General features: G+C 67.6%; 23 protein-coding genes and 2 pseudogenes. 8 read left to right on the forward strand and 17 right to left on the reverse strand.

Going from position 1 to position 23,831, the window contains the following annotated elements; genetic code table 11:
• Positions 1-104: 104 nt before the first annotated feature.
• From R2K23_RS21410 to R2K23_RS21435, 6 genes are all read right to left on the reverse strand, one after another.
• A complete protein-coding gene (locus R2K23_RS21410; protein WP_316512440.1) occupies positions 105-758 on the reverse strand; it encodes an O-methyltransferase in 654 nt (217 codons plus the stop codon).
• 24 nt (positions 759-782) lie between these two features.
• On the reverse strand, positions 783-1,277 hold the full coding sequence (locus R2K23_RS21415) for a TIGR04338 family metallohydrolase (RefSeq protein ID WP_316512441.1): 495 nt from the start codon (positions 1,275-1,277) through the stop codon (positions 783-785).
• Positions 1,277-2,029 carry a DUF2786 domain-containing protein gene (locus R2K23_RS21420; RefSeq protein ID WP_316512443.1) on the reverse strand — a complete coding sequence of 251 codons (753 nt, stop codon included), beginning with the start codon at positions 2,027-2,029 and terminating at the stop codon, positions 1,277-1,279. The genes R2K23_RS21415 and R2K23_RS21420 overlap by 1 nt, the downstream gene beginning before the upstream one ends.
• Before the next feature lie 80 nt (positions 2,030-2,109).
• A complete protein-coding gene (locus R2K23_RS21425; protein ID WP_316512444.1) occupies positions 2,110-3,045 on the reverse strand; it encodes an NADP-dependent oxidoreductase in 936 nt (311 codons plus the stop codon).
• Between the two features lie 125 nt (positions 3,046-3,170).
• The gene (locus R2K23_RS21430; protein WP_396892528.1) at positions 3,171-4,190 is read right to left on the reverse strand and encodes an alpha/beta hydrolase family protein; all 1,020 of its coding nucleotides are present in this window, start codon (positions 4,188-4,190) and stop codon (positions 3,171-3,173) included.
• Complete coding sequence (locus R2K23_RS21435) at positions 4,187-5,032, reverse strand: alpha/beta hydrolase (protein WP_316512446.1); 846 nt, start codon at positions 5,030-5,032, stop codon at positions 4,187-4,189. Before R2K23_RS21435 ends, R2K23_RS21430 begins: the two co-directional genes overlap by 4 nt.
• Before the next feature lie 48 nt (positions 5,033-5,080).
• Here R2K23_RS21435 and R2K23_RS21440 point away from each other — a divergent pair, with 48 nt between their 5' ends.
• Positions 5,081-6,046, forward strand: a complete 966-nt coding sequence (locus R2K23_RS21440; RefSeq protein WP_316512448.1) for a sigma-70 family RNA polymerase sigma factor — start codon at positions 5,081-5,083, stop codon at positions 6,044-6,046.
• Here R2K23_RS21440 and R2K23_RS21445 read toward each other — a convergent pair.
• Together R2K23_RS21445 and R2K23_RS21450 are read right to left on the reverse strand one after the other, a co-directional pair.
• Positions 6,043-6,996 carry an L-lactate dehydrogenase gene (locus R2K23_RS21445; protein ID WP_316512449.1) on the reverse strand — a complete coding sequence of 318 codons (954 nt, stop codon included), beginning with the start codon at positions 6,994-6,996 and terminating at the stop codon, positions 6,043-6,045. The genes R2K23_RS21440 and R2K23_RS21445 overlap by 4 nt on opposite strands.
• Positions 6,997-7,048: 52 nt before the next feature.
• A complete protein-coding gene (locus R2K23_RS21450; protein WP_316512450.1) occupies positions 7,049-7,825 on the reverse strand; it encodes an SDR family NAD(P)-dependent oxidoreductase in 777 nt (258 codons plus the stop codon).
• 74 nt (positions 7,826-7,899) lie between these two features.
• On the opposite strand from R2K23_RS21450, the gene R2K23_RS21455 reads away from it, so the two are divergent.
• The 3 genes and pseudogenes from R2K23_RS21455 to R2K23_RS21465 all read left to right on the forward strand — a co-directional run.
• Positions 7,900-8,655 (forward strand): pirin family protein, encoded by a 756-nt coding sequence (locus tag R2K23_RS21455; RefSeq protein ID WP_316512451.1) that lies wholly within the window; start codon positions 7,900-7,902, stop codon positions 8,653-8,655.
• A complete protein-coding gene (locus R2K23_RS21460) occupies positions 8,636-9,910 on the forward strand; it encodes a PQQ-dependent sugar dehydrogenase (RefSeq protein WP_316512453.1) in 1,275 nt (424 codons plus the stop codon). Before R2K23_RS21455 ends, R2K23_RS21460 begins: the two co-directional genes overlap by 20 nt.
• Positions 9,911-9,962: 52 nt before the next feature.
• Positions 9,963-10,124: pseudogene (locus R2K23_RS21465) on the forward strand (cytochrome P450); the annotation flags it as partial.
• Positions 10,125-10,238: 114 nt separating this feature from the next.
• Here R2K23_RS21465 and R2K23_RS21470 read toward each other — a convergent pair.
• The 4 genes from R2K23_RS21470 to R2K23_RS21485 all read right to left on the reverse strand — a co-directional run bounded on the left by R2K23_RS21470 (position 10,239) and on the right by R2K23_RS21485 (position 14,175).
• The gene (locus R2K23_RS21470) at positions 10,239-11,699 is read right to left on the reverse strand and encodes an aldehyde dehydrogenase family protein (protein WP_126335743.1); all 1,461 of its coding nucleotides are present in this window, start codon (positions 11,697-11,699) and stop codon (positions 10,239-10,241) included.
• The gene (locus tag R2K23_RS21475) at positions 11,696-12,451 is read right to left on the reverse strand and encodes a carboxymuconolactone decarboxylase family protein (RefSeq protein WP_170217511.1); all 756 of its coding nucleotides are present in this window, start codon (positions 12,449-12,451) and stop codon (positions 11,696-11,698) included. The genes R2K23_RS21470 and R2K23_RS21475 overlap by 4 nt, the downstream gene beginning before the upstream one ends.
• Before the next feature lie 93 nt (positions 12,452-12,544).
• Positions 12,545-13,348, reverse strand: coding sequence for a mycofactocin-coupled SDR family oxidoreductase (locus tag R2K23_RS21480; RefSeq protein WP_126335745.1), 804 nt, complete (start codon positions 13,346-13,348; stop codon positions 12,545-12,547).
• On the reverse strand, positions 13,345-14,175 hold the full coding sequence (locus R2K23_RS21485) for a mycofactocin-coupled SDR family oxidoreductase (RefSeq protein WP_126335746.1): 831 nt from the start codon (positions 14,173-14,175) through the stop codon (positions 13,345-13,347). Before R2K23_RS21485 ends, R2K23_RS21480 begins: the two co-directional genes overlap by 4 nt.
• A gap of 92 nt (positions 14,176-14,267) precedes the next feature.
• Here R2K23_RS21485 and R2K23_RS21490 point away from each other — a divergent pair, with 92 nt between their 5' ends.
• Positions 14,268-14,924: a TetR/AcrR family transcriptional regulator gene (locus tag R2K23_RS21490; protein ID WP_316512455.1), complete on the forward strand. Its 657-nt coding sequence runs from the start codon at positions 14,268-14,270 to the stop codon at positions 14,922-14,924.
• An 85-nt stretch (positions 14,925-15,009) separates the two neighbouring features.
• On the opposite strand, the gene R2K23_RS21495 is transcribed toward R2K23_RS21490, so the two are convergent.
• From R2K23_RS21495 to R2K23_RS21505, 3 genes are all read right to left on the reverse strand, one after another.
• Positions 15,010-16,199, reverse strand: a protein-coding gene (locus R2K23_RS21495) for an IS3 family transposase (RefSeq protein WP_109560046.1) whose coding sequence is annotated in 2 segments (ribosomal slippage) — positions 15,010-15,941 and positions 15,941-16,199 — 1,191 coding nt in all. Because the reading frame shifts where the segments join, the coding sequence is not laid out codon by codon here.
• 225 nt (positions 16,200-16,424) lie between these two features.
• The gene (locus R2K23_RS21500; RefSeq protein WP_316512456.1) at positions 16,425-17,972 is read right to left on the reverse strand and encodes an IS1182 family transposase; all 1,548 of its coding nucleotides are present in this window, start codon (positions 17,970-17,972) and stop codon (positions 16,425-16,427) included.
• A 75-nt stretch (positions 17,973-18,047) separates the two neighbouring features.
• Positions 18,048-18,425: a nuclear transport factor 2 family protein gene (locus R2K23_RS21505; protein ID WP_316512458.1), complete on the reverse strand. Its 378-nt coding sequence runs from the start codon at positions 18,423-18,425 to the stop codon at positions 18,048-18,050.
• A gap of 231 nt (positions 18,426-18,656) precedes the next feature.
• On the opposite strand from R2K23_RS21505, the gene R2K23_RS21510 reads away from it, so the two are divergent.
• Positions 18,657-19,766: a phosphodiester glycosidase family protein gene (locus tag R2K23_RS21510; RefSeq protein WP_316512460.1), complete on the forward strand. Its 1,110-nt coding sequence runs from the start codon at positions 18,657-18,659 to the stop codon at positions 19,764-19,766.
• Positions 19,767-19,834: 68 nt separating this feature from the next.
• On the opposite strand, the pseudogene R2K23_RS24895 reads toward R2K23_RS21510, so the two are convergent.
• Positions 19,835-21,251 (reverse strand): annotated as a pseudogene (locus R2K23_RS24895) (HNH endonuclease signature motif containing protein).
• A gap of 210 nt (positions 21,252-21,461) precedes the next feature.
• Between R2K23_RS24895 and erm the strand changes: the two are divergent.
• Complete coding sequence (gene erm, locus R2K23_RS21525; RefSeq protein WP_316512463.1) at positions 21,462-22,226, forward strand: 23S ribosomal RNA methyltransferase Erm; 765 nt, start codon at positions 21,462-21,464, stop codon at positions 22,224-22,226.
• Here the strand turns inward: erm and R2K23_RS21530 are convergent.
• Positions 22,219-22,986, reverse strand: a complete 768-nt coding sequence (locus tag R2K23_RS21530; protein WP_316512464.1) for a fructosamine kinase family protein — start codon at positions 22,984-22,986, stop codon at positions 22,219-22,221. The genes erm and R2K23_RS21530 overlap by 8 nt on opposite strands.
• Positions 22,987-23,072: 86 nt before the next feature.
• On the opposite strand from R2K23_RS21530, the gene R2K23_RS21535 reads away from it, so the two are divergent.
• On the forward strand, positions 23,073-23,795 hold the full coding sequence (locus R2K23_RS21535; RefSeq protein ID WP_316512465.1) for an MBL fold metallo-hydrolase: 723 nt from the start codon (positions 23,073-23,075) through the stop codon (positions 23,793-23,795).
• Positions 23,796-23,831 lie beyond the last annotated feature (36 nt).

Here is a 23,831-nt window from a genome sequence, read left to right on the forward strand (position 1 = left end):
GGCTGCCGAGGGTTACCGAATAGCCGCTGGGAGCCGTTCTGCCGTCAGCGAACCAGGTCTGAAAGGGCCGCCTCCTCACCGGCCTCGTACCTCGCCCGGCTTCGTCAGCGAACCAGGCACAGCGCGAACCCGTCCCAACCCTTGCCGCCGACGGTCTGGATCGCCGCCGAGTCCAACCGCGGATGCCGGCCGAGCTCCTCCAACGTGGCGCGCACCGCGCGGGCCTGCGCGTCGTCCTCGGCGGGGTCCAGGATGCGGCCGTTGCGCACCACGTTGTCGACGACGATCGCCGTGCCCGGCCGCCCGAGGTCCACCGCCCACTTCAGGTAGGACAGGTTGTTCTCCTTGTCGGCGTCGATGAAGACGAAGTCGAACTTGCCGGACAACGTCGGCAGCGTGTCCAGCGCCGCGCCGACGACGATTTCCACCCGGTCGGCCATCCCGGCGCGGGCCAGGTTGGCCGCGGCCACCTCGGCGTGCCGGGCTTCGTACTCGAGGGTGACGACGCTGCCCTCCGGTCCGACCGCGCGGGCCAGACAGATGGTGCTGTAGCCGCCCAGGGTGCCGATCTCGAGCACCCGTCGCGCCCCCGACATGCGCACCAGCAAGCCGAGGAACTTCGCGGCCTGCGGAGTCACCTCGATGGCCGGCAGGCCCGCCGCGGTGCTGTCGGCCAGGGCGGCCGCCAACGCCGGATCATCGCCCAGGACCACCCGGTTCAGTAGTTCGTCGACTTCGTGCGGGGTCGGTGTGTTCACCCCGCCGAGGCTAGTCGTAACGGGTTAACGCATACCTTCTTTGGCGTAGACCACCCGCAACACGTGCCCCACCTCCGGCCCCATCACCACCTCCGCCAACGTCGTGAACGTCGCCGTGAACTCCGCACCGTGCGCGGGTTCGGCCGGACAGAGATGATGAGAGATCTCGTGCAGCAGCACCAGCTCGCGCAGCGCCCAGCGCGAGGTCTGTTCAGGGACCGCGATGGCCGCGCCCCCGTCGCCGCTCTCGTAGTGCGCCGCGGTGTTGCCCTGGCGCGGCCGCACCGTCAGGGCGGCGACGACCGGCCCCCACCGCTGGCGTACCGCCGGCATCGAGAGAACCTGGTCGACGTAGCGCTGCACCGATTCCACCGAGGCGAACCGCGCTTCCGGCGGCAACGTCAACGCCGTACCGAAGAAGTCGATGGCACGCGAATGATGCTGCGCCGCACGGTCGAACATGGTGCGCACGAACTGCTCGGCCGCATACACCTTGGACCGCTGCGAGTCGCGGACCATCAGCGCGACAACGGTGTTCGCGCGCCCGGCAATTCGGGACTTGCACCCAGTCGGGCCTGCTTACCCGCGCGATCCCCAGCCCGCCGCGCCGCCGACGAGTACCCCGCCGACGCGCGCGACGCCTGCCAGGTCCCGCGCGCCTTGGAAGTTGCGCGGTAATGATTCGTCAGCTCGATCTCCTTGTTACGCAGCGCAATCGCGGTCCCGGTGGAGTTCTTCACGTCATCGCGGGCCGCCTCGCGCTGCGCCTCCTCGCGGGCCTGCGCGAGCCGCTGCCCGATCCGCGCCCCGAACGCCAGCTGAAAGTTCAGTCGGGCGGTGATGGTGGGCGTCGGTTTGTGCGCGCCGGTCGCCAGGTAGGCGTCGCAGGCCCGGACCATCTGCACCACCAGGCTGGCGTACAGGGCGTGGGTGGCGTCGAGATCCTCGACGAACCCGTAGGCGTACACATAAGCCGAGTTCGAGGCGACGTCGCAACGCACGTCGTTGGCCGCGGCGATCAGCGCGAACAGCTGGACATAGGTGCGCAGCCCCTTGGTGCCCGCCTCGCCGATGGTGATGGTGCGTTGCGTCGGAGTCTGTGCCGCTTCGCGCTTCGCGCTGTGCGACCGGGCGACCGCCAGGTCGATCGAGGTCGCGGTCGCCAGCCGTTGCGCGGCGGCCATGAACGCCTCGGCCTCGTGGGCGTTGTCGGTGCCCTCGGCCTGGCGCAACAGCGCGGCGATACGCGCCAGCATCTTGTCGTCAGTCATTGCGCACTCCGCTTCGCTTCGTGCTGGAAGGTCATTGCGCACTCCGCTGCGCTTCGTGCTGAGAAATCATGGCCCTCAGGTTAGGGAACCAGTACGACTTTGCCGCGCGCGTGCCCGGACTGCAGATACCGGTGCCCATCGGCCGCCTCGGCCAGTCCGAAGACCTTGTCCACGGTCACCCGCAGCTGTCCGGAGGCCGCCAGCTTGATCAATTCGGGGCGGGCGGCCTCCCGGATGGCCTGCCCGCCGTCGGCTCCGGTGAGTGCGGCGATACCGAGTTCGGCGGCGCGCGCGAAGCCCGCGATGGTGGCGATCCGCGTGCGGTCGGCCACCAGCTCCACCGACGTATCCAGCGCTTCGTCGGTGCCGACCAGGTCCAATGCCACGTCGATCGGTGTCTCGAGGGCGCGCACCCGTTCGACGAGCCCCGGCCCGTATTCGACGGGCTCGGCGCCATAGTGGCGCAGCTGGTCGTGTCGCGCGGCGCTGGCCGTGCCGATCACCCGGGCGCCGCGAGCGGTCGCCAACTGGACGGCCATCAGGCCCACTCCGCCGCCGGCGCCGTGGATCAGCACGGTGTCGCCTGTCCCCACCTTCGTTTTCGTCAACAGGTGCCAGGCGGTGCCGCCGGTGAGCAGCAGGCCGGCGGCCTCCTCGAAGGTCAGCGTCGCCGGCTTGTGCCCGACGTCGGCGCCGTTCACCACCACCTTGTCCGCGTACGCCCCGCGGATGCCGGTGACGATCACCGCGTCGCCGGCCTTCAGCGGACCGGTGTACCCCTCCGCGCGGGGTGCGGCCTCGACGACGACGCCCGCGGCCTCCATGCCCACCGGCATCGGCAGCCCCTTCGGGTCGTCACCCATCTGACCGCTGTAGAGCTTGTAGTCGACCGGGTTCGCGCCGGCCGCGCGCACGTCCACAACCACCTGACCTGGGCCGACCGTCGGGAGCGGGATATCGTGGATGGCAAGAACTTCCGGTCCACCGTAGCGTTCGGCGACGACGGTTTGGGTCATGTCATCGAGCTTAGTCACCAGCCCGGAGCCGCCGAGATCACCGCCAGGGTCGTAGCGCGGGCCGAACACCAACCCTCACGTGGATCTCGGCGGTAACCCGCGAATCAGAGGCGACCAAGCCGGGACTACTGAACGAACCCGTCCATTGCGGTGATCAGCTGCCCCGACAGCGGCCCGCCGTCGGCGTAGTTGGCGACGTTGTCGGTCGGGTCATCGCGCAGGACGTGGTTGACCCCCGTCATCTCGACGAACGTCAGATCGGTGTGCCCGAGCGCCCCGGCCAGTCCCGCCACGGCGTCACACCTGGCCTGGCCGTCGGCGTCCGAACAGGTCAGCAGCACCGGCATGCCGTCGGGCAGCGCGGCGGCCTGGGCCAGCGGGTCGATGGCATCGGCTTCCACCACCGCCGTGACGTTCGCCGGGTTCAGGATCGCGCTCAGCCCGTCGGGCAAGGGTTCGGCGGCAACCGTCCCCTGGGTCCGCGCCTGCTGCACGGCGGAGCCCCAGGCCCTCAGCACGGCGTCGGCCTGCTCCGGCGTTTTCGCACCCTGATCGACGGCCGCGGCGACATCGTTGCGCACCCGGGTGGTGATCAGGTCGAGGTAGCGACCGGGCAGGGGCTGCAGCAAGGCGACCGCCGCGAGGTGCCCCTCCGCGCCCCCGGCCAGCGCCAGCGCGTGGGTGGCGCCCTCGCCGTGCCCGTACGCCGACAGCCGCTGCGGGTCGGTTTCCGGCCGCTCGGTGAGGAAGGCCAGCGCTGCGCGGGCCCCCGCCGTGTAGACCGTGCTCCCGACGGCGGCCGGATCGGCCGCGTAGGGACCCAGCCCGGTGGCCCCGGTGCCCACCTTGTCGTACCGCAGACTCGCCACGCCGCGGTCCGACAACTCCTCGGCGAGCTCCCGCATGGTGCCCACCGGGCCGGCCACGGCGTTGTCACCGTCGCGGTCGGTGTTGCCGCTCTCGGAGATCAGCAGGGCGGCCGGGCCGGGCTGGGCCCCGGGTTGATGTCGATACGTACCGTGGATGGTCAACCCGTCGGCGACGAAGCTGACGTCCTCTTCCACCCACGTCGGCACCGGGTCGGCGCCCGACCCGCAGCCGGCCAGCAGAAGCGCACAAAATACCAGCACCGCAACGCATTTCACAGGCGCGTCTCGATCCAGGACACCACGTCGTCGAGCACCCGGTCCCGCTCGGGTTCGTTGAACACCTCGTGATACAGCTCGGGATAGATCTTCAGGTGCACATCCGGGGACGCCACGCACTCGACCATGCGCGTGCTGCCCTTGGCGGGGATCAGCCGGTCGACCTCGCCGTGCACCACCAGCAGCGGCTTGGTGATCGCGCTGGCGCGCTGAGGCATCGTTTCGCCCACGGACAGCAGCGCCCGCGCCACCCCGGCGGGGACCTTGCCGTGCCAGACCAGCGGATCGGCGTTGTAGTCGGCAACCACCTGCGGGTCCCGGGAGACCGCGTTGGCGTCGAGTTGCTGCACCGGCACCCCGGGCAGCACCGCACCAAGGGCCTTGCCCACGATCCGCAGCGCCGGCTTGACGCCCTCCTGCGTCGCGACCGCGGGACCGGACAGCACGATCAGGTCGTAGTCGTTCTGGCTCTCCGCGGCGTACGCGAAGACGATTCCGCCGCCCATGCTGTGCCCGAGCACCACCGTGGGCAGTCCCGGATGCTCGCGGCGGGCGATGTCGACCAGCGTGCCGAAGTCGCCGGTGTACTCGGCGAGATCTTTGACGTAGACGCGCTTACCGCCCGAGCGCCCGTGGCCCCGGTGGTCCAGCGCATAGGTCAGCAGCCCGGCCTGGCCGAACCGCTGGGCGACGTGATCGTAACGGCGGGCATGCTCACCGAACCCGTGTGAGAGCACCACCACGGCGCGCGGCTCGATGTCCGGAGTCCAGGTGTCGTAGACGATGCGCACGCCGCCGACGCCGTCGAAGGTCCGTTCGCTGCGAACCGTCTCTCTCTGCATGGCAGCAGACTATCCAGGTTGTCAGACTTCGTGCGTAAGCTCTGACGGGTGAGCGTGCTCGCCCAAGATCCGGACACCTTTCTCACCGATGCGCAGCAGTACCACCGGGAACTCCTGGCCCACTGTTACCGCATGACCGGGTCGCTGCACGATGCCGAGGACCTGGTCCAGGAGACCTATCTGCGGGCCTGGAAGGCCTTCGACCGGTTCGAGGGGAAATCCTCGGTGCGCACCTGGCTGCACCGCATCGCCACCAATACCTGCCTGACCGCTCTGGAGGGCAAGCAGCGGCGCCCGCTGCCCACCGGGCTGGGCGCGCCCAGCAGTGATCCGGTGGGCGAACTTGTCCAGCGCACCGAGGTCGCATGGTTGGAGCCACTGCCCGACGAGTCGGACCCGTCGCACATCGTCGGCTCGCGCGAGTCGGTGCGCCTGGCGTTCGTCGCGGCGCTGCAACACCTGTCGCCGCGGCAACGCGCGGTGCTGGTGCTGCGGGACGTGCTGCAGTGGAAGGCGGCCGAGGTGGCCGAGGCCATCGGCACCTCCACGGCGGCCGTCAACAGCCTGCTGCAGCGGGCCCGCGCCCAGCTGGCCGCCGTCGGGCCCAGTGAGGACTCCACCCTGACGGCCCCGGACACCCCGGCGGCCCGCGGGCTGCTGACCCGCTACATCGCGGCGTTCGAGGAATACGACATCGACAGGTTGGTGACGATGTTCACCGAGGAGGCCATCTGGGAGATGCCGCCGTTCGTCGGCTGGTACCAGGGCGGCCCGGCGATCGGTGCGCTGATCCACCACAACTGCCCGGCCGAGAAACCCGGCGACATGCGGCTGCTCCCGCTGACCGCCAACGGCCAGCCGGCGGCGGCGATGTACATGTGGGACAAGGACTCCGGCAGGCACCTGCCGTTCCAGCTGCACGTGCTCGACATCGTCGACGTCGCGGTGACGCACGTGGTGGCGTTCCTGGACCCCGCGTTGTTCGCCAAGTTCGGCCTGCCCGACTCGCTCTAGGTGCGCACCGACTCCCACACCTGCCGCAGTGTCGCGGCCGAGGCCTGAAGGCCGCCCAATTCGGCTGCGGAGAGCGGGATTTCGAGCACCCGGCCCGCTCCGCTGCCGGTGACCACGGTCGGCAACGACAGGCAGACGTCGTCGAGTCCGTAGGCCCCCTGTTGCAGGGTGGACACCGGCAGCACCCGGTGCTGGTCGCCGATGATCGCCTCGATGATCCGCGCGGTCGACAACCCGATGGCCAGGTTGGTCGCGCCCTTGCCCTCGATGATCTCGTAGGCCGCGTTGATGACGTCCCGGGTGATCTGCCGCTGCGACGCCTCGTCGAACACCCGCGCGTCGTCGCAGGTGAAGTGGGCCGCGGGCACCCCGCCGATCGACACGCTGGACCACAACGCGATCTCCGAGTCACCGTGCTCGCCGACGATGTAGCCGTGGACGTTGGCCACCGAGAGATCCGCACGCTGGGCGATGAGGTAGCGAAAACGGCTGGAATCCAACACCGTTCCGGTTCCGAAGAGGTGACCGGGGGGCGCGTCGACGGCCTTGGCCGCGGCGTAGGTGACGACGTCGACGGGGTTGGTGACGAACACGATGATCGCGTCCGGGGAGTGCTCGAGCAGTTGCGGAGTGAGTTGCTCGGCCATCGCGACGTTGGTGGCCGCCAGCTCGAGCCGAGTCTGCCCGGGCTTCTGCTTGGCGCCGGCGGTCACGACGACGATCTCCGAGCCGGCCGTCACCGCGATGTCGTCGGAGCCGTCGACCGGGCAGTGCGGCACGAACTGCGAGCCGTGGTTGAGGTCGAGCACCTCGGCGCGCACCTTCTTGGCCGCGACGTCGTAGAGCGCGAGCGCGCCGGCCGAACCGCGGATCAGGCATGCATAGGCGATGGCGGTGCCGACACTGCCCAACCCGACGATGGAGACCTTGTCGCTGCGTTGCACGATCACCCGACCATCATCGCGGACGTGGCGCGATGTGGCCGGGTGATGCGCGGGGTGACTACTTCGGTGGCATCCGGATGCCGCCGTCGACGCGGACGACCTCGGCGTTCATGTACGAGTTGGTGATCAGCTCGATCACCATCGAGGCCAGCTCCTCGGGCTTGCCGAGGCGGTGCGGGAACAGCACCGATTCGCCGAGCTTGGCCTTGAACGCCTCCGAGCCCTCGCCCTCTCCGTAGATCGGGGTGTCGATCAGGCCGGGCGCGACGGTGTTGACGCGGACGCCGACGGCGGCCAGGTCGCGGGCGACCGGCAGGGTCAGGCCCACGACGCCGCCCTTGGACGACGAGTAGGCGGCCTGGCCGATCTGGCCGTCGAACGCGGCGACGCTGGTCATGTTGACGATGGCGCCGCGCTCACCGGTGTCGGTGGGGTCGAGCCGGCTCATCGCGGTGGCGGCCAGCCGGATGCAGTCGAACGTGCCGACCAGGTTGATGGCCAGCACCTTCTTGTAGGCGTCCAGGTTGTGCGCCGAGGCGAACTCCCCGTCCTTGCCGATGGTGCGTTGCGCCCAGCCGATGCCGGCCGAGTTCACCAGGGCACGCAGCGGGCCCAGGTCGACGGCGGTGTTGACCGCGTCCTCGATCTGCTCGGTGCTGGTGACGTCGACGGAGACGAACGCCCCGCCGATCTCCTGCGCGAGCTCCTGCCCGCGGTCTGCCTGCAGGTCGGCGATGACGACCCTGGCTCCCTTGGCGGCCAGCTGGCGGGCCGTAGCCGCACCGATGCCGGACGCTCCACCTGTGACGATTGCGCTGGTTCCATTGATATCCACGGCCACAGACTACGACCGCAGCCACCCCGGTCGGCCTGGGTACCCTGAACGCCAAGCCCGAGGAGTGATTTTTGATGACCGCACCCGCGATCGACATCCGGCGTGCCGACGATCGTTTCCAGACCGCCATCGACTGGCTGGACTCCAGGCATTCGTTCTCGTTCGGCCAGCACTACGACCCGGCCAACACCCATCACGGTCTCCTGCTGGTCAACAACCACGACGTCGTCACCCCGGGGCAGGGTTTCGACACCCACCCGCACCGGGACATGGAGATCGTCACCTGGGTGTTGCGCGGGTCGCTGGTGCATCAGGACTCGACCGGCAATTCGGGTGTCATCTACCCCGGCCTCGCGCAGCGGATGTCGGCCGGCACCGGGATCCAGCATTCGGAGAAGAACGACTCGTGGCGGCTGACGGGTGAAACTCACGACGAGCCAGTGCATTTCGTGCAGATGTGGGTGGTTCCCGACGAGTCCGGGGTGGATCCCGGCTATCAGCAACTCGAGATCGACGACGTGCTGCTCACCGGCCGGTTGGTGACCATCGCCTCCGGCCGTCCCCAACACCGCGACCAGGCCGCGATCGGCATTCGCAACAAGCACGCGGCACTGCACGGTGCGCGGCTGCAGGCCGGCCAGGCCGTACAGCTACCCGAGGCGCCGTACCTGCACCTGTTCGTCGCGCGGGGATCGGTGACCCTGGAGGACGCGGGCGTCCTGCATACCGGGGATGCCGTGCGCTTCACCGCCACCGGCGGTCAGCAGGTGGCCGCGCTGGAATCGGCCGAGATCCTGGTATGGGAGATGCATGCGAGCCTGGCCGCGTAAGTGCTTGGCGGTGCTGGTCGGGGCCGCGTTGGTGGCCGGTTGCGGCGGCCCGCCCCCGCCCGACGAGCCGAGGACCGAGCCGTCGCCGACGGCCGCGCCGACGCCCCCCGGCCTGGTACCGGTCGCCGTGGCGGTGCCGGAGAACATGCGCCAGCAGCCGTTCAACCAGCCGCGCGAGGCGTTGGTGCCCGAGGGCTGGACGCTGTCGGTGCACTCCCGGGTGTCGGGCCCCCGGCTGCTGGCCTGGGCGCCCGACGGGGTGCTGCTGGTCTCGGTGCCGTCGACCGGCGAGGTGTTGCGGATCGGCCCCGACGGGCAGACGTCGGTGCTGCTGGGCGAACTCACCGAGCCGCACGGCTTGGCGTTCGAGGGTGCGCAGCTCTACGTCGCCGAGAGCAACCAGGTCTCGGTGTACAGCTACGCCGACGGGCAGGCCACCAATCCGCGGGTGATCGCGCCGGGGCTGCCGGACGGTTCCCTGTCGGACCTGCGGGGCATCTACGAACACGCGCTGAAGAGCGTGGTGCTCGGCGCCGACGGGTCGGTGTTCTTCTCGATCGGTTCCACGGGCAACATCTCCGCCGAGGACCGCGACGCCACACCCCCGCGCGCGACCATCATGCGGATCCCGCCCGGCGGTGGGCCCGCCGAGCCGTTCGCGACGGGAGTGCGCAACGGCACGGGCCTGGCCGTCGCCCCTGACGGCGGGGTGTGGACGGCGGTCAACGGCCGTGACAACATCCCGGTCCCGGAGACCGGTGAGGTCCGCACCGGGTACGTCAACGACAACCCGCCGGAGGCGCTGGCGCTGCTGACACCGGGCCGCGAATTGGGTTGGCCGTTCTGCAATCCCGTCGGCGGACCCACCGATCTGGGGTTTTCCGTGGATGCCGACACCAACGCCGACAGCAGCCGAATGGACTGCGCGGCCTTGCCGCCCATCGAGCGCAGCCTGCCCGCGCACTCGGCACCGCTGGGCATGAACTTCGTCGAGTTGCCCCCGCCATATGGTCCCGGGGCGCTGATCGGCGTGCACGGCTCGTGGAACCGCACGCCGCCGCGCGCCCCGGAGGTGGCATTCTTCGGTTGGCGGGACGGTGTTCTGGGGGAGCAGCAGACCCTGGTGGGTGGGTTCCAGTACCCCGACGGCACGCGCTGGGGCCGCCCGGTGGCCGCCGTCGTCGGCCCCGACGGCGCGGTGTACATCAGCGACGACTACGCCGACGCTGTGTACCGGCTGGCTCCACCGGCCTAGTTCTGCGGGACAGCTCATTGCGCCTTTGATCACCCGTTGTTTCATGAACTTCGAGGGACAGATCACCGTGCGTCGGCTGCTCGACCGCATGAGCGAGATTCGGATCGATGAGTCGTTCCACGGCCCGGCCGACCAGCGGAACTACGTCTACGATCCGGCCTTCCTGCTTCGTGCCCTTTCCGAGCTACACATCGAGTTCGACCGCGCCGCGTAGCTCCAACCCCTCACTCGATATCAACGACAAAGGTTGCAACAGATGACGTTTCAGGCGGTGATACTCGCGGGCCGCGATTCGTTGCCGCACCGCCCGGGCAACCCCGGCGCGCTGCTAGCCCAAGCCGATGCGGATGTTCTTGACCTGCAGGAACTCCTGCAGCCCTTCCAAGCCGCCGGTGCGACCGGCACCGCTGTGCTTGTAGCCGCCGTACGGCCCCTGGGGAGATATCCGACTGCCCTGGTTGATCCACACCGAACCGGACTCCAACTGCCGGGCCACGGTGTGGGCTCTGTTGAGATCGTGGGTGTGCACGAAGGCGTTCAGACCGTATGAGGTGTCGTTGGCGATGCGCACGGCCTCGGCATCGTCGCTGAAGGGGATCACCGAGACCACCGGCCCGAACGTCTCGGTTTGGGCCAGCACGGAGCGGTTGTCGACGTTGCCCAGCACCGTGGGCGCCAGATAATACCCTTTCGCGAGTGCGCCTTCGGTGATTCGATGCCCGCCGGTAAGTAGCTCACCGGCTCCCTCGGCGACAGCCTGGTCCACCGCTGCGTGGATACGTTCCAGGGCCGCACCAGAGATCACCGGACCGAAACCGGTTGTCGGATCAAGTGGATCGCCCACGCGCGCCGCACCGACGACGTCCAGGAACCGCTCGAGGAAAGCGTCGTATACATCGTTGTGCACCAGGATGCGACTCGCACACGCGCAGCTCTGACCGGCCTGCATCAGCGGGCCCTGGTGCGCCGACCGCGCCGCGGCAACGTCCAGGTCGGCGTCGGCGAAGATGAGGTTGGCCGACTTCCCGCCGAGCTCGGTCACCACCGGGGTCAGATTCTCGGTGGCTGCCCTGAGCACGGCGCGGGCGGTCTGCCCACCACCGGTGAAATGAATCTTGCCGATTCCGGGGTGCCGCACCAATGCCTCCCCACCGGCGGCGGCGGCAGGCACGACGTTTACCAGCCCCGGCGGCAGGCCCGCTTCCAGACACAATTCGCCAAGGCGCAGTGCCGCCAGCGGCGCCACCTCAGATGGCTTGAACACCACCGCATTCCCAGCGGCCAGCGCCGGTGCCACACACGATGCGGCGACCACCAGAGAGCCGTTCCACGGGGCGATGACCCCCACGACGCCATAGGGTTCGCGCTCGATGAAGTTCAGATCGGGACTGCCGCTGACCGGTGTGCTGGATCCGAGCGGCTTGTCGACATAACCGGCAAAGTGGCGCAGGAACTGTTCGACCATGATGGCATTGCCCGCATACGAGATCGGTACGCCGTAGTCGTGGGTGTTCAGTTCGGCCAGTTCGCCGAGATGGCCGTGTACCACGTCGGCGAGGTCGATCAGCAGATCACGGCGGCGGTCCACCGTCAGCGCCGACCATTCACGTTGCGCATCGCGGGCCGCCGCGACCGCGCGATCCACCTCTTCGGCCCCGGCCAACGCCACCGTGGCGTTGGTTTCGCCCGTGCCGGGATAGATGTGTGAATAGTGGTCGACCGATGTCGAGGTGATCCGGTCCGACCCAATCAGCAAGCCGGCGATCGAATCCGGGAGAGCCGAGGTCATGAGATGACCGTCGCCTCATCGGCCCACTCTTGGGTTACCCGTTGCTTCTGCTCACCGATGACCTGGTTCAGGTGCGAGCCCTTGGGCCAGCCATAGTGCGCGGCGAAATGCAAGGCCAATTCGTCCATTTCGGAAAAGGACAGGTCTTTGCTCTTCAACGCAGCGTAGACATGACTCAGGATCGGGTACGGGGCGTCCTGGAATGCGACACAGGCGACGGTGATCAGGCGTCGCTCCTTCATACCCAGCCCCGGCCGAAGCCACATCTCGCCGAACACGAAGTTCAAGATCCCCGCTCCCTGAAACGGGTTGTCCCGGATGGGCGCGAAGGGCAGGCAGTTGATGTCCTTGAACGACTGCTCCCCTACGGCCAGCCGAGCCTCCGGGTCGCTTGGCGTGGCCAAGGGCAACAGAGGCTCCGGTGAGGGCACCGGCAGGCCCCGCTCGCTGTGGATGCGCGCCCATTCTTCGTCGACGACCTGGTTGAAGCGTGACGCCTTGGGCCATCCTCCGTACACCGCGAAATGCAGTACCGTTTCCTGCATCTCGGCGATGGTGACGTCACCGCTGTTGAGCGCGGCATATACGTGGTCGCGCAGCGGGCCCTCAGCATCGGCCGCCGCCGCGCACGGCAAGGTGACGAACCGGCGTTCGCGACGAGTCAACCCGGACCGCTGCCACACCTCTGCAAACACGAAGTCGAGCAGATGCATGGTCGTCGGAGACTCATCCGACGGTGCCGTCACAGTCATGATCTCTGCGTAGGCGCGGCGGCCACGCTCGAGTCGTTCGGGAGAGTAGGTGGTCACGTCAAGCTCTTTTCATCAGATTGTTGTTGTTCGAAGTCAACGGATGCTGACGCCGGCATCGACCTTGAGTTCGAGGCCGGTGACATGGCGGGCCTCGTCAGACACGAGGTAGAGCACCGCGTTGCTGATGTCGACGGCCTCCGTCATCACGATCGGCAGCGCGTTCTGGAAGATCGGGCCCAAATCGGCACGCTTGTCGTGCAGCAGCGTGTGCAATGTCTCTGGCTGCATACCGGTGGCCACTCCGGTGGGCAGCACCGTATTAACCCGGATATTCACCGCCGCAAGCTCATTGGCCAACGCCCTACTCATCCCGATGACACCGAACTTGGACGCGGTGTACGGGGTGTGCAGCGGAGAGCCCTTGATCGCGGCCGCCGAGCTGATGTTGATCAGGCTGCCGCCGCGCTCGAGCAAGTGCGGTATGGCCGACCGGCAGGTGTTCCAGGTGCCGATCAGGTTGACATCGACCACGGCACGCCACTGCTCCGCCGTGGTGGTGTCCCAGGTTCCCCCGGTCAGCACCCCGGCGTTGGCCACGGAGGCATCCAGGCCTCCCAACTCCTCCACCCCCTGGTCCACCGCCGTCCGAAGATCTTCCTCATCACGTACGTCGACTACTTTCGTAACGGCGCGCCGCCCCAACGCTTCGACCAGGCGTGCGGTCTCTGCGAGTTCGTCGGCAGCAGCGAGCGGATATTCGATCATTGGGACGGACTCACAGATGTCGACCAGGATGAGGTCGGCGCCCTCCTCGGCCAGCCGTACTGCGTGACTCCGCCCCATACCGCGCGCCGCCCCGGTGATCAGGACCCGTTTACCCTCGACGCGCCCTCTCATAGCTTGTTGCAGAAGCCGGCATCAACGGGGAAGGTCACACCGGTGATGTATTTGCCCTCATCAGAGACCAGGAACGCGACCGCGGCGCTGATGTCTTCGGGTTCGAGCATCGAGACCGGCATCGGGTTCTGCAAATGCGGGCCGCCGTCGGGGTAGTGCTCCAGGAACGCCGTCATGGCGGGGTTGGTTGCCATCATGGTGTTGACCGCCGTCGGATGCACGGTATTGACTCGGATGCTGTGGGGTGCCAGAGCATTGGCCAAAGTGCGCATCAGCCCGACGATGCCGTGTTTGGACGCGGCGTATCCCAATCCACCGCCCTGCATACCGCCGAAGCCCACCAGCCCGGAGGTCGAGCTTGTGAACACGATGGACCCGCCGCGCTTACCGTCGATCAGGTGCGGCATCGCGGCTCTGGCGGTGTGGAAGGACCCGACCAGATTCACGTCAACCACGTCGGTCCACATCTGGAGCTCCTCCTCGATCGTCAGCTCGCGGAATCCCATCGCCGCAATACCCGCGTTGGCACAAACGATGTCCAACCGCCCGAAGTGGTCGACCCCCGCATCCAGCGCCGACTTGAGCGCTTGGAAGTCACGGACATCAGCCACCGAACCCAACATCTTGCCGCCCGCCCCCTCCACTAAGGCGATCGTTTCGTCGAGCTCGGCGCGCGAGGCCATCGGATATCCGTTGGACTCGATGTCAGCGCAGATGTCCACGCCAATGATGTTGGCGCCGTTGGAGGCGAGCCGGACGGCATGACTGCGCCCTTGCCCGCGACCGACACCGGTGACAAATGCGACCTTGCCGTCTAGAGAACCCATCATTCCTCGCTTCGTTGCGCATGCCACGACATTCCGAGTAACTGCGTTACTCGGGTTAGAGTAACCACGTTTTCCGCAGAAGGGCAAGGGCGATGGACGGGAAAGGTACGCAACGGCTCGACGGTGACCGGCTGCTCGATGTCGTCGTCGAGCTGTTGGAGTCCACGGGCTACGACTCGGTCCAGCTCCGAGAGGTCGCTCGCCTCGCGCGTAGCTCGCTCGCGACCATTTACAAGCGCTACCAAACCCGCGACGACCTCATCCTGGCCGCGCTGGAGTATTGGATGCAGCGGCACCGGTACGCAGGGATCACCGTCCCAGCGCGGGAACCGGCCCCCTCCCTGCACCAGGGGCTGATGGAGCTCTTCCGCACGATCTTCGAGCCGTGGGAGCGTCACCCTCAGATGCTCATAGCCTTCTTCCGGGTGCGGTCTTCGCCCAAGGGACAGCAGCTATTTCGATTCGGGCTGGACTTCGTCGTTCCGGCGGGCATGGCGGTGCTCGCCGATGTCGAGGACGAGTTCGTTGCCAATCTCGACTCCATCATTTCAAGTTTGATCTACGGACTGTTGGGCCGCTTTACCGCCGGCGAGATCGCCGTCACCGACATCCTGCCCACCCTGGATCGGACGGTGTACTGGCTGACCCGGGGTTACGAAGCTCAGGCCGCCGATCCGCTTGACGGGGGAAATACCCAACCCGTAGGCGACGGCGATCTGTCGTCTGCCGCGAGGATGGGACCAGTGTGACCTGATTTTTGCCAGGGTGATGGGGTGTACCGGCTGGCGCCGCCGTCCTAGGAGTTGGGCTTGACCCCATTGGGTGGACACTCGGTCAGGCGGCTTGTGCCGTCTGAGTGATCCGGTTCTCGTACTCGACCGGGGTGATCATCCCGATCGAAGAGTGGCGCCGTCGGCGGTTGTAGACCCGTTCGATCCAGTCGCCGACGGCGAGCTTAGCGGCTGCTTTGGTGGGCCACAAGTAGCGGTCGTAGAACTCGACTTTCATTGTGGCCCAGAATGATTCCTGCTGAGCATTATCCCAACACACCCCGGTGCGGCCCACCGAGCGGGCCAGATCATGCTTGCGGGCGAACCGTGCCAACTGCGCACTGGTGTACTGACATCCGCGGTCAGCATGGAACACCACCTGCGCGGCCAACTCGCCGCGCATGGCCACCGCCATCGCCACCGCGTCCTCGACCAGGTCGGTATGCAGGTGCTCATCGATGGCCCAGCCGATCACCCGCCGGCTGCAGCCGTCACGCACGGCGCACAGGTACAACCAGCCCTCACCGGTGCGCAGATAGGTGATGTCGCTGGTCCACACCCCATCCAGACGGCCTGTATCGAATCGACGTTTGACCAGGTCAGGGATCGGCGGCGCGTCCAGATCCACCACGGTGGTTACCGGGGCGAACGTACGTGGGCTGATCCCGGCCAGACCCTGACGGCGCAGCGAGGCAGCCACCGTCTTGCGTGACACGGTCTCGCCGGCATCGCGCAGGTCGGCCAGGATGCGCGGCGCCCCATAGACCCCATCGGAGGCCTCATGCAAGGCCGCGACCTTGACATCCAACTCGGCACGACGCCGCGCCGCCGGCGACGGTCCCGCGGCCTGGGACTTGCGCCATTTGTAAAACCCCGACCGCGACACGTCCAGCAGCTCGCACATCCGGGTGATCGCGTAATTGGCCTTCTCCGCCTCGATCAGACCGTAGGCCTCTACTGGTTCTGTTCGGAGGCAAAGAAGGCCGCGGCTTTTTTCAAAAACTGCCGGTCCAAACGCAATTCAGCGTTCTCCTTGCGCAGCCGCTCCAACTCGGCACGCTCATCAGAATCAAGCACCGCACCATTATCGCCTGCGCCAGCGGCCTCGCGGGCCACCCGCACCCAGCGCCCCAGCAACTGCTCACCCACACCGATCTCCGCGGCCACATGCGCGATCGGCCGGCCCGTCTCGATCACCAAGCGGGCCGCCTGCTCCCGAAACTCCGGGGTGTACTTCTTCCGCTTGCCCGACATACGGACATCCTTCCCGTGGGACCAGCAGTCCCACCAGTCAGGTGTCCACCATCAGGGGTCAACCCCAGAGTCTGCTGAATTAGGGGTGTTTGGGGTGGGTGCCTCGAAGCGTTGTGGGGGCGGTCGGGTTAGTTGGGTTCGGCGGTCGACTTTTTGTGGGGCCATCGCGGGCCGTGTTGAGCGTGGCGGATGGTGCTTGTGCCCGCAAAGAGCCGGTGGCGGGGGTCAGGCGATGGCCCAGTGGGCACCGGTGTGGGTCAATCCGAGTGCGATCAAGCGTCGCAGGTTCACTGCGGCGGCGCGGTGGTGCAGCCAGTGGTCGTTCTTGGTGACGCCGCGGTAGCGGACTTTGCGGTTGCCGCGAGCCAGCCAGGCAATGGTCCGCTCCACCATCGGCCGGTGAGTGCGATATTCGTTGAGCCAGTCCGGGTTTCGTGATTCTTTGCGGGCTGCCCGCTGGAGAGCATCGTGGGGCCGCAGGGTGAGGCTGCGACCGCCGTGGCTGGTGGTGCACTGTGCCCGCAATCGGCATCCGCGGCACGCGGCACCGAAGGTGACGCTGCCAGAGGCGGTGATGGGGCGGGTCACCGCGGCCGGACAGGTTGCCGTCTTGTTGCGGTGATCGATAGCGAAGTCATCGACGGTGAACCCCCCGGGGACCGCCGAGCGCAGGGGTGCGGACTTGACTCGGTCAACGTGGCCGGCCTCGGCCAGGTGGGCACGAAATTCGCCGCTGCCGTAGGCCGAATCACCTAGCACCGTCACTGGCGCATCTTCCTCGGCGAGTAGCTGCGCGGCCACTGCCGAGTCGTGGGTGTCGGGGCCGCTGGCCTTGGTCAGTGCGCAGTCGGTGATGATGCCAGTGTCAGGCTCAACCGCGATGTGGGCTTTGAAGCCGTCCTGGCGGCGATGCACCGTCTTGTGGGCGTGGCGGGCCTCGGGATCGACGGTAGAGATCACCCGATCCGCAGCCACCCGTTGCGCGATGCGCCAGCGTCCGTCGGTGCCATCAGAATCGTCGACGGGTTCGACATCCTGGCCGGCGATCAACGCCAACAACGCCACCGCCTCGGCAGCGCGGGCGCCGAGTTCCTGTTCTGGCAGATGCCCCAACAGGCGGTGGGCATCGCCGACCAGGGCGTCCACCAACGCTGCACGCGCGGCGGCGTCGTCCCAGGTGATCGATGGTTTGCCCGGGTCGTCGTAATCATGGGCGCCGCACTGGGCAGCGACGACGTCACCGGCGCCGGGGACCTCGCGACGGACCCGGCGGATCGCCCCGATCAACTGGGTCACGGTGTCCTGGGTGGCCACCGCATCGTCGAGGATCGTCGAATCCAAGGCTCGTCGTGTCTTGCCTGCCAGCGCACCGGTGGCCGCCACGACAGCTTTGACGGCCTCGAAGATGCGGTTCGGGCGGTCTGAGGCCGCCAACCGGCGCCGCCAGTAGGTCAACGTCGTCGAATGGAACGCCCCGGCGGTGATCGGCAGCCCGCACGCGGCTTTCCACCGCAGATCGAAGGTCACCGCATCGACGGTCTCGTTGTCGGAGAAACCGTGCAAGGCCTGCAACGTGATCACCGAAGCCATCACCTCGGCCGGCACGCTGGGACGTCCCCGCCGCGACGGGAACAGATCGGCGAACATCTCCTCGGGAAACAACTCGCGTCGATGGGCAGCCAGAAACGCGAACACGCTGTCGGACTTCAGAAGATGCCCGGCAACCGATTCGGCATCCAACAACTCACGCTGATCCTCAGAGCGACCCTGCACTCACCAATTGTCCCCAAAACCCCAGCACAACTGGCCCCGCCACGCGGGATTAATTCAGCAGACTCCTAGCCGCGCTCAGCCCTGTAGTTTGAGACCCTTCGCGGTGTCGGCATGCATCTCGGCGTCGACGCACTTACCGTCCTGGAACTTCATGATGTGAGCGAATCTTCCCTCCGCCGAACCCTTGTCGTTGGCAAGCGTCTGCGTTCCGAGCGCAATGACGTAGTCGCCGGCGTCGATGAACTTCGCCGGATTCACGGTCATCGACTTCCAGTACTGGGGAATGGAACCGATCATCTGCATCACCGCGTCGATCCCGTTGTACTCACCGCCAGGTTGGACTTCCTCGGAGTTCCACCAGTGGATGTCGTCGGCCCAGATCCGCTTCATCCCCTCGAGGTCACCGGCGGCAAACGCCTTGTAACCCGCGCGCGCGGCTTCGACATTGGACATTTTGACCCCCCTCGATCAAAGTCACCGACCATTGGTGACAGCGAAATTGTCCGCCCGCATCGCCGCGACGGGGAAGGTAGTCGACTACCCCATTTAGGACGGCGCGCTAACGTGTGCCGCAGCCTGGGCAAACCCGAACGGGCCGAACGTAATTCGGCAGCCTTCGAATCGCAATCGCTTCGTTATCAAAGTTGACAGTGTGGCTTCTGTGATTATTGTGATTCCAGTTGTATGCCACCGGGGACTGCCGAAAGGGCCACCGTGAAGACCCCTGCCGCCGCAATCCGGCGCCTCGGCGCAGCCTTGGCAGCCGCCCTGACATGCGCGTCGGTAACGCTCGCCGCCGGTCCCGTCGCACACGCCGCCGACGGCCGCGAGTTGCTGGCCAATGCGATTGCGAACACCCGTGGCTCGTACCTGGTCTACAACTTCGGCGGCGGCGCCCCCGCGCCCATGCTCAACGCCGGCGGCGGCTGGTACGAGATGAGCAATGGCGGGCACCTGATGATCATCAAGGCGGCCTCGCAGCGGCTGACACCGCGGTTGCTCGTCGACTCGCACCAGGGCTACCAGGCGCGCTGCGAACGCACCCCGGGCGCGCGCACCAGCGAAGGGCTGTGGCAGGCGTCGGAGATCTACACCCCACTGGCGGCATGGCAGCAACTCGGCCAGCCGACCATCGCCGTCAACGCCAACTTCTTCGACGTCCGCGGGCAGAAGGGCGGCTCGTGGAAGACGACCGGTTGCAGCTCGCCGCTGGGCGCCTATGTCGACAACACCCGCGGCCTGGGGCGGGCCAACGCCGCGGTGACCGGGACCATCGCGTACGCCGGCAAGCAGGGCCTGTCCGGCGGCAACGAGCACTGGACCGCGCTGACCACGATGATCCTGCCGGTGGCCGGGGCGCCATTCGTGGTGCCGCCGAAGTCGCCGACCGACTTCGACGCCGCCACCCCGGTGGTCCAGGGCCTGATGGACAAGGGCACCCGGTTCGTCGCGGTCAGCGGGATCGGGTTACTGGCACCCGGGGACACCGGCCAGCTCAACGACGGCGGCCCTTCGGCGGCGCGCACCGCCATCGCCTACTCCCGCGAGAAGGACGAGATGTACGTCTTCCAGGGCGGCAGCTACACCCCCGACCAGATCCAAGACCTGTTCCGCGCGTTGGGAAGTGACACCGCCATCTTGCTCGACGGCGGCGGCTCCTCGGCGATCGTGTTGCGCCGGGACACCGGCGGCATGTGGGCCGGCGCGGGCGTCCCCAAGGGGTCGTGCGACACCATGCAGGTGCTGTGCGACTCCAAAGAGCGCGCGCTGCCGAGTTGGTTGGCGTTCAACTGATCAAGCCCTGCGGGCAGCGGGCCGCGGTCGGCCCTTTCTGATACACCCTTGAGCACGTCAGTCGTACGTCACTCCAGTTGCTCGGGCGACGGCATCGCAGACGCGTCGGCGTCGGGATCGGCGTCGGGCATCATCAGGTTCTCCGGGTGGTGGTAGTCGTTCACCCGGGAGGACCCGTCGTCCAGATGCGGCGGTGGTATCCACTCGCAGCGACCGTCGGCGCGGATCCGGGTTTCGAAGCCCCCGGGTTTGACCTTGCGGTTGTCGGAGCCGCACGCCAACGTCAGCTCCTCGATGTCGGTGTTGCCGCCGTCGCCCCAATCTCGCACCGCGTGGTGGACCTGGCATTGATAGGCCGGAACTGTGCACCCCGGCGCTGTGCAGCCGCGATCGCGGCTGTAGAGCACGATGCGCTGCCCCGGCGACGCCGTCCGGCGACTTCGCCCGAGGTGCAACGGGATTCCCTTGCCGTCGAAGATCGCCAGGTAGTGATGGGCGTGCGAAGCCATGCGCAGCACGTCGGCCATCGGGAGTAACGAACCGCCGGCGGTGACAGCCTGCCCGGCCGCAGACTCGAGTTCCTTCAACGTGGTGCTGACGATCACCGTCACAGGCAGGCCGTTGAGCTTCCCGAGATCCCCGGTAGATAGCGTGATCCGCCCGGCGGCCAGCAGCGCGTCGTGGTTGCGCTGGGCCGGCGAGGCGCAGATCTCCCTTGATCTGCGCCTCGCCGGGTGTCCCTTCTACACAGGGGGTTTCATCGTCGAGGTTGCACATTCCAGGGGCAGCCAGCTTGGCGAGGATCGCCTCGAACACTGCGCGCGCCTCTGGTGTGAGCTGCCCGGAAATCGGGGACATCCCGTCGGCGCATTGGCGACCGATGACGACGCCGCGACGGCGACGCCGGTCAGCGTCGGTGTAGTTGCCGTCCTGATCGATGAGCGTGAGCAGGCGGTCGGCGACCTTGCGGAACCCGTCCGGATCCAGATTGGTGGCATGACGGGCCAGCTCGCGCTCTGCGCTGAGCTTGGTCTCGAAGTCCACGCTGACCGGCAGCTGGGTGAAGAACTTGCGTATCTTGGCGATGTGTTCGGCCCCGATGACCCCCTCGGCCTGACCGCGGGCCACGTTCGGCATCAAGGGCTCCAGCGGTTCGCCCGTCAACGTGACCCGCGGGCCAAGGTCGGCGGCCTCTGCCACCCGCCGCTTCGCATCGGCGGCGCTGATCCGCAGCCGCGTTGCCAACGCCCGGGGCAGCTTGGCCCCGAGTTCCTGGGCGGTGGCCTCGGTGGCCAAGCGGTTGATCAGCCGATGCTGCAGCACGGGCGCCTTGCGCGCCAGGTCCTCCCGGCGCGCCAGCACGGTCAGGATGTCCGCGGTGCTCAACGCGTCGAGTTGGACCGCCGCGAGCTTGTCCTGGACCGCCTCGTACTCATCGAGGAGGGCAATGATCCCCTCCCGATCCGAGCACGTCGCGCTGGCCATATTCGAACACTAGTTCGACCCACCGACAAAATCGGATGCGTCCGGTCGGCTGGGTCCGCTACCCTCGCCGCCATGGGTATTGCTGCCATCGCCGTCGTTCGGATCCGTCGCTCTTAGCGGCGGTCCGGCCTCGCACGCTCCGCCGCCCCGGCCTGTCAGCCGGGCAGGCTTCGCCCTGCCCGGAAGAACCCTTCTTCGCGGAGCCTCGCCATGCCCACCTACCGTGCCGGCCGTCACGAACACGGCCAGAACTTCCTGAACAACCCCGCCACCGTCCGCGCCGTCGTCGACGCGGTCGAGCGGACCGACGGACCATTGATCGAGATCGGTCCCGGCCGCGGCGCGCTGACCTTCGAGCTGCAGAAACTGCACCGTCCCCTCACGGTGGTCGAGATCGATCACGGTCATGCAGAGTGGTTGAAGTCGAAGCTGAAAACCCAGGTGCGCGTGGTCAACGCCGATTTCCTTCGATGGTCACCGCCGGCGCACCGCCACGTGCTGGTCGGCAATCTGCCGTTTCACCAGACCACCGCGATGCTCCGTAGGGTGCTGCACGGCCCCGCGTGGACGGACGCGGTGTTGCTGGTGCAATGGGAGGTCGCACGCCGGCGGGCCGGGATCGGCGGAGCCTCCATGATGACCGCGCAGTGGTGGCCCTGGGTGGACTTTACTGTGCACCAACGAATCCCGTCATCGGCATTCACGCCCAGACCGTCGGTGGACGCCGGATTGCTGGTGATGTCACGACGGACCACGCCGTTGCTCGACCCCGTGCACCGCCGCCGCTACCGCCGCTTCGTCCATGCCGTGTTCACGGGGCGGGGACGCGGTCTGCCGGCGATCCTGAGCCGGCTGTGCGATCACAAGTCGCTCCGGGCATGGCTGTCTCGCGAGCGGCTTGCGACGTCCGCACTGCCAAAGGAGCTGTCGGCGGGTCAGTGGGTAGAGCTGTTCTCGATCGTCGAACTCAGTTGAGAGCCAACGCCTTGCGCGCCGCCTCGTGCGTCTGGTGGGCAAATCCGGCGCCGAACAGGGCGACGTGCGCCAACAACGGGAACAACTGATGCAACCCTAGCCGGTCCCGCCACCCCGGCAACAGCGGATGTCCACGTTGGTACCCGTCGATGATCGCGTCCAAGAGCGGACAACCGAACAGGTGCAGCATCGCCAGGTCGGTTTCGCGGTGACCGCCATGGCCGGCCGGGTCGATCAGCACGGCGGCGTTCTCCGTCCAGATGATGTTTCCCTGCCAGAGGTCACCGTGCAGCCGTGCGGGCGTGTCATCGTCGTCGTAATCGCCGGCGCGGCAGCGTCTCACGACCTCCTCGACATCGGCGACGGCGGCACTGCCCAGTGCTGATGCGACGAGGCGGAGCAAGGGTTCCAGCCGCGCGTCAGCGTAGAAGCGGCCCCAGCTGTCGTACAGGCCGAAACTTATCGGCAGCGGGTGTTGCAGCGGACCGAAGAAACCCGGTCCGTCCCAACACTCCGGCGGGGCGCCCCAGCCGCGGGCACCGGCGTCGTGCGTGGTGGCCAAGGCCTGACCGAAGGCCCGCGCAACATCCTGGTGGGGAGCGACAGAATCCAACCGCACCAGCGTCAGGCTGGTGTCGTCGTACGCCACCACCTCGGCGCAGCGGGCACCGTGCGCCTCGGAAAGCCATTGCAGGCCAGCGGCTTCGCAGGCGAAGAAGCCCGGCGGGGCGGCCAGATTGCGTTTGGTGAAGGTCTGCACAGGTCGAGTATGCAGCGTCGCCGGCACGATTTCGACGAGAGCGAAACTGTGCGTATCCACACCAACGGGCCACTAGCGTCGGCGCCATGGCCGACTTGCAACAGCTGGCGCCGTCACTGCACCAACTGCGGATTCCGGGTGAGCGCGCGCACCTGCTCAACTGCTATCTCTGGGTCGGCGACGACGGCGTCACGCTGGTCGACACCGGGTGGCCCGACAGCGCGGGGTTGATCGAGGAAGCCTTGCGTGCGTTGGGCCGGCGCCCCGCCGACGTCGTCCGAGTGGTGCTGACGCATTTCCACGAGGACCACTGCGGTGCGGCCGCCGAGATCGCGGCGTGGCCGGGTGGCGTGGAAGTTGTGGCGGGATCAGCCGATGCGGCGTTCATCCGGGGTGATCTGCCCGGCCCGATTCCGGTGCTGACGCAGAGGGAGCGCACGGTCCGCGCCCCTCTCGAGGAGTCGCGGCACGGCCCCGCGTGCCGCGTGGACCGCGGGGTGCGGGACGGCGACGTCCTGGATTTCGCGGGCGGTGCGCGCGTGATCGAGGTGCCGGGACACACGCCCGGCAGCATCGCGGTGTATCTGCCGGCGGCGGATGCCGTGCTGACCGGTCACGCCGTGGCGGAGTTCCACGGTCAGGTGATCCTCGGGGTGTTCAACGTGGATCGGGAGGTCGCGGCGCGGTCGCTGAACCGCATGGCGGCCACCGGGGCGGGCCTTGCGGGCTTCGGACACGGGGAGGCCGCGCTGATCGAAGCAGCCGACCGCATCGCCACGGCAGTCGACCCCTTCGCCGACCCGCACTGACAAGAAGTGCCCCTCCCAGGGCAGGGGCACTTCTCT

Origin of the sequence: Mycolicibacterium sp. MU0050 (genome assembly GCF_963378085.1) — a bacterium.
GTDB classification, from domain to species: Bacteria; Actinomycetota; Actinomycetes; order Mycobacteriales; family Mycobacteriaceae; genus Mycobacterium; species Mycobacterium wendilense.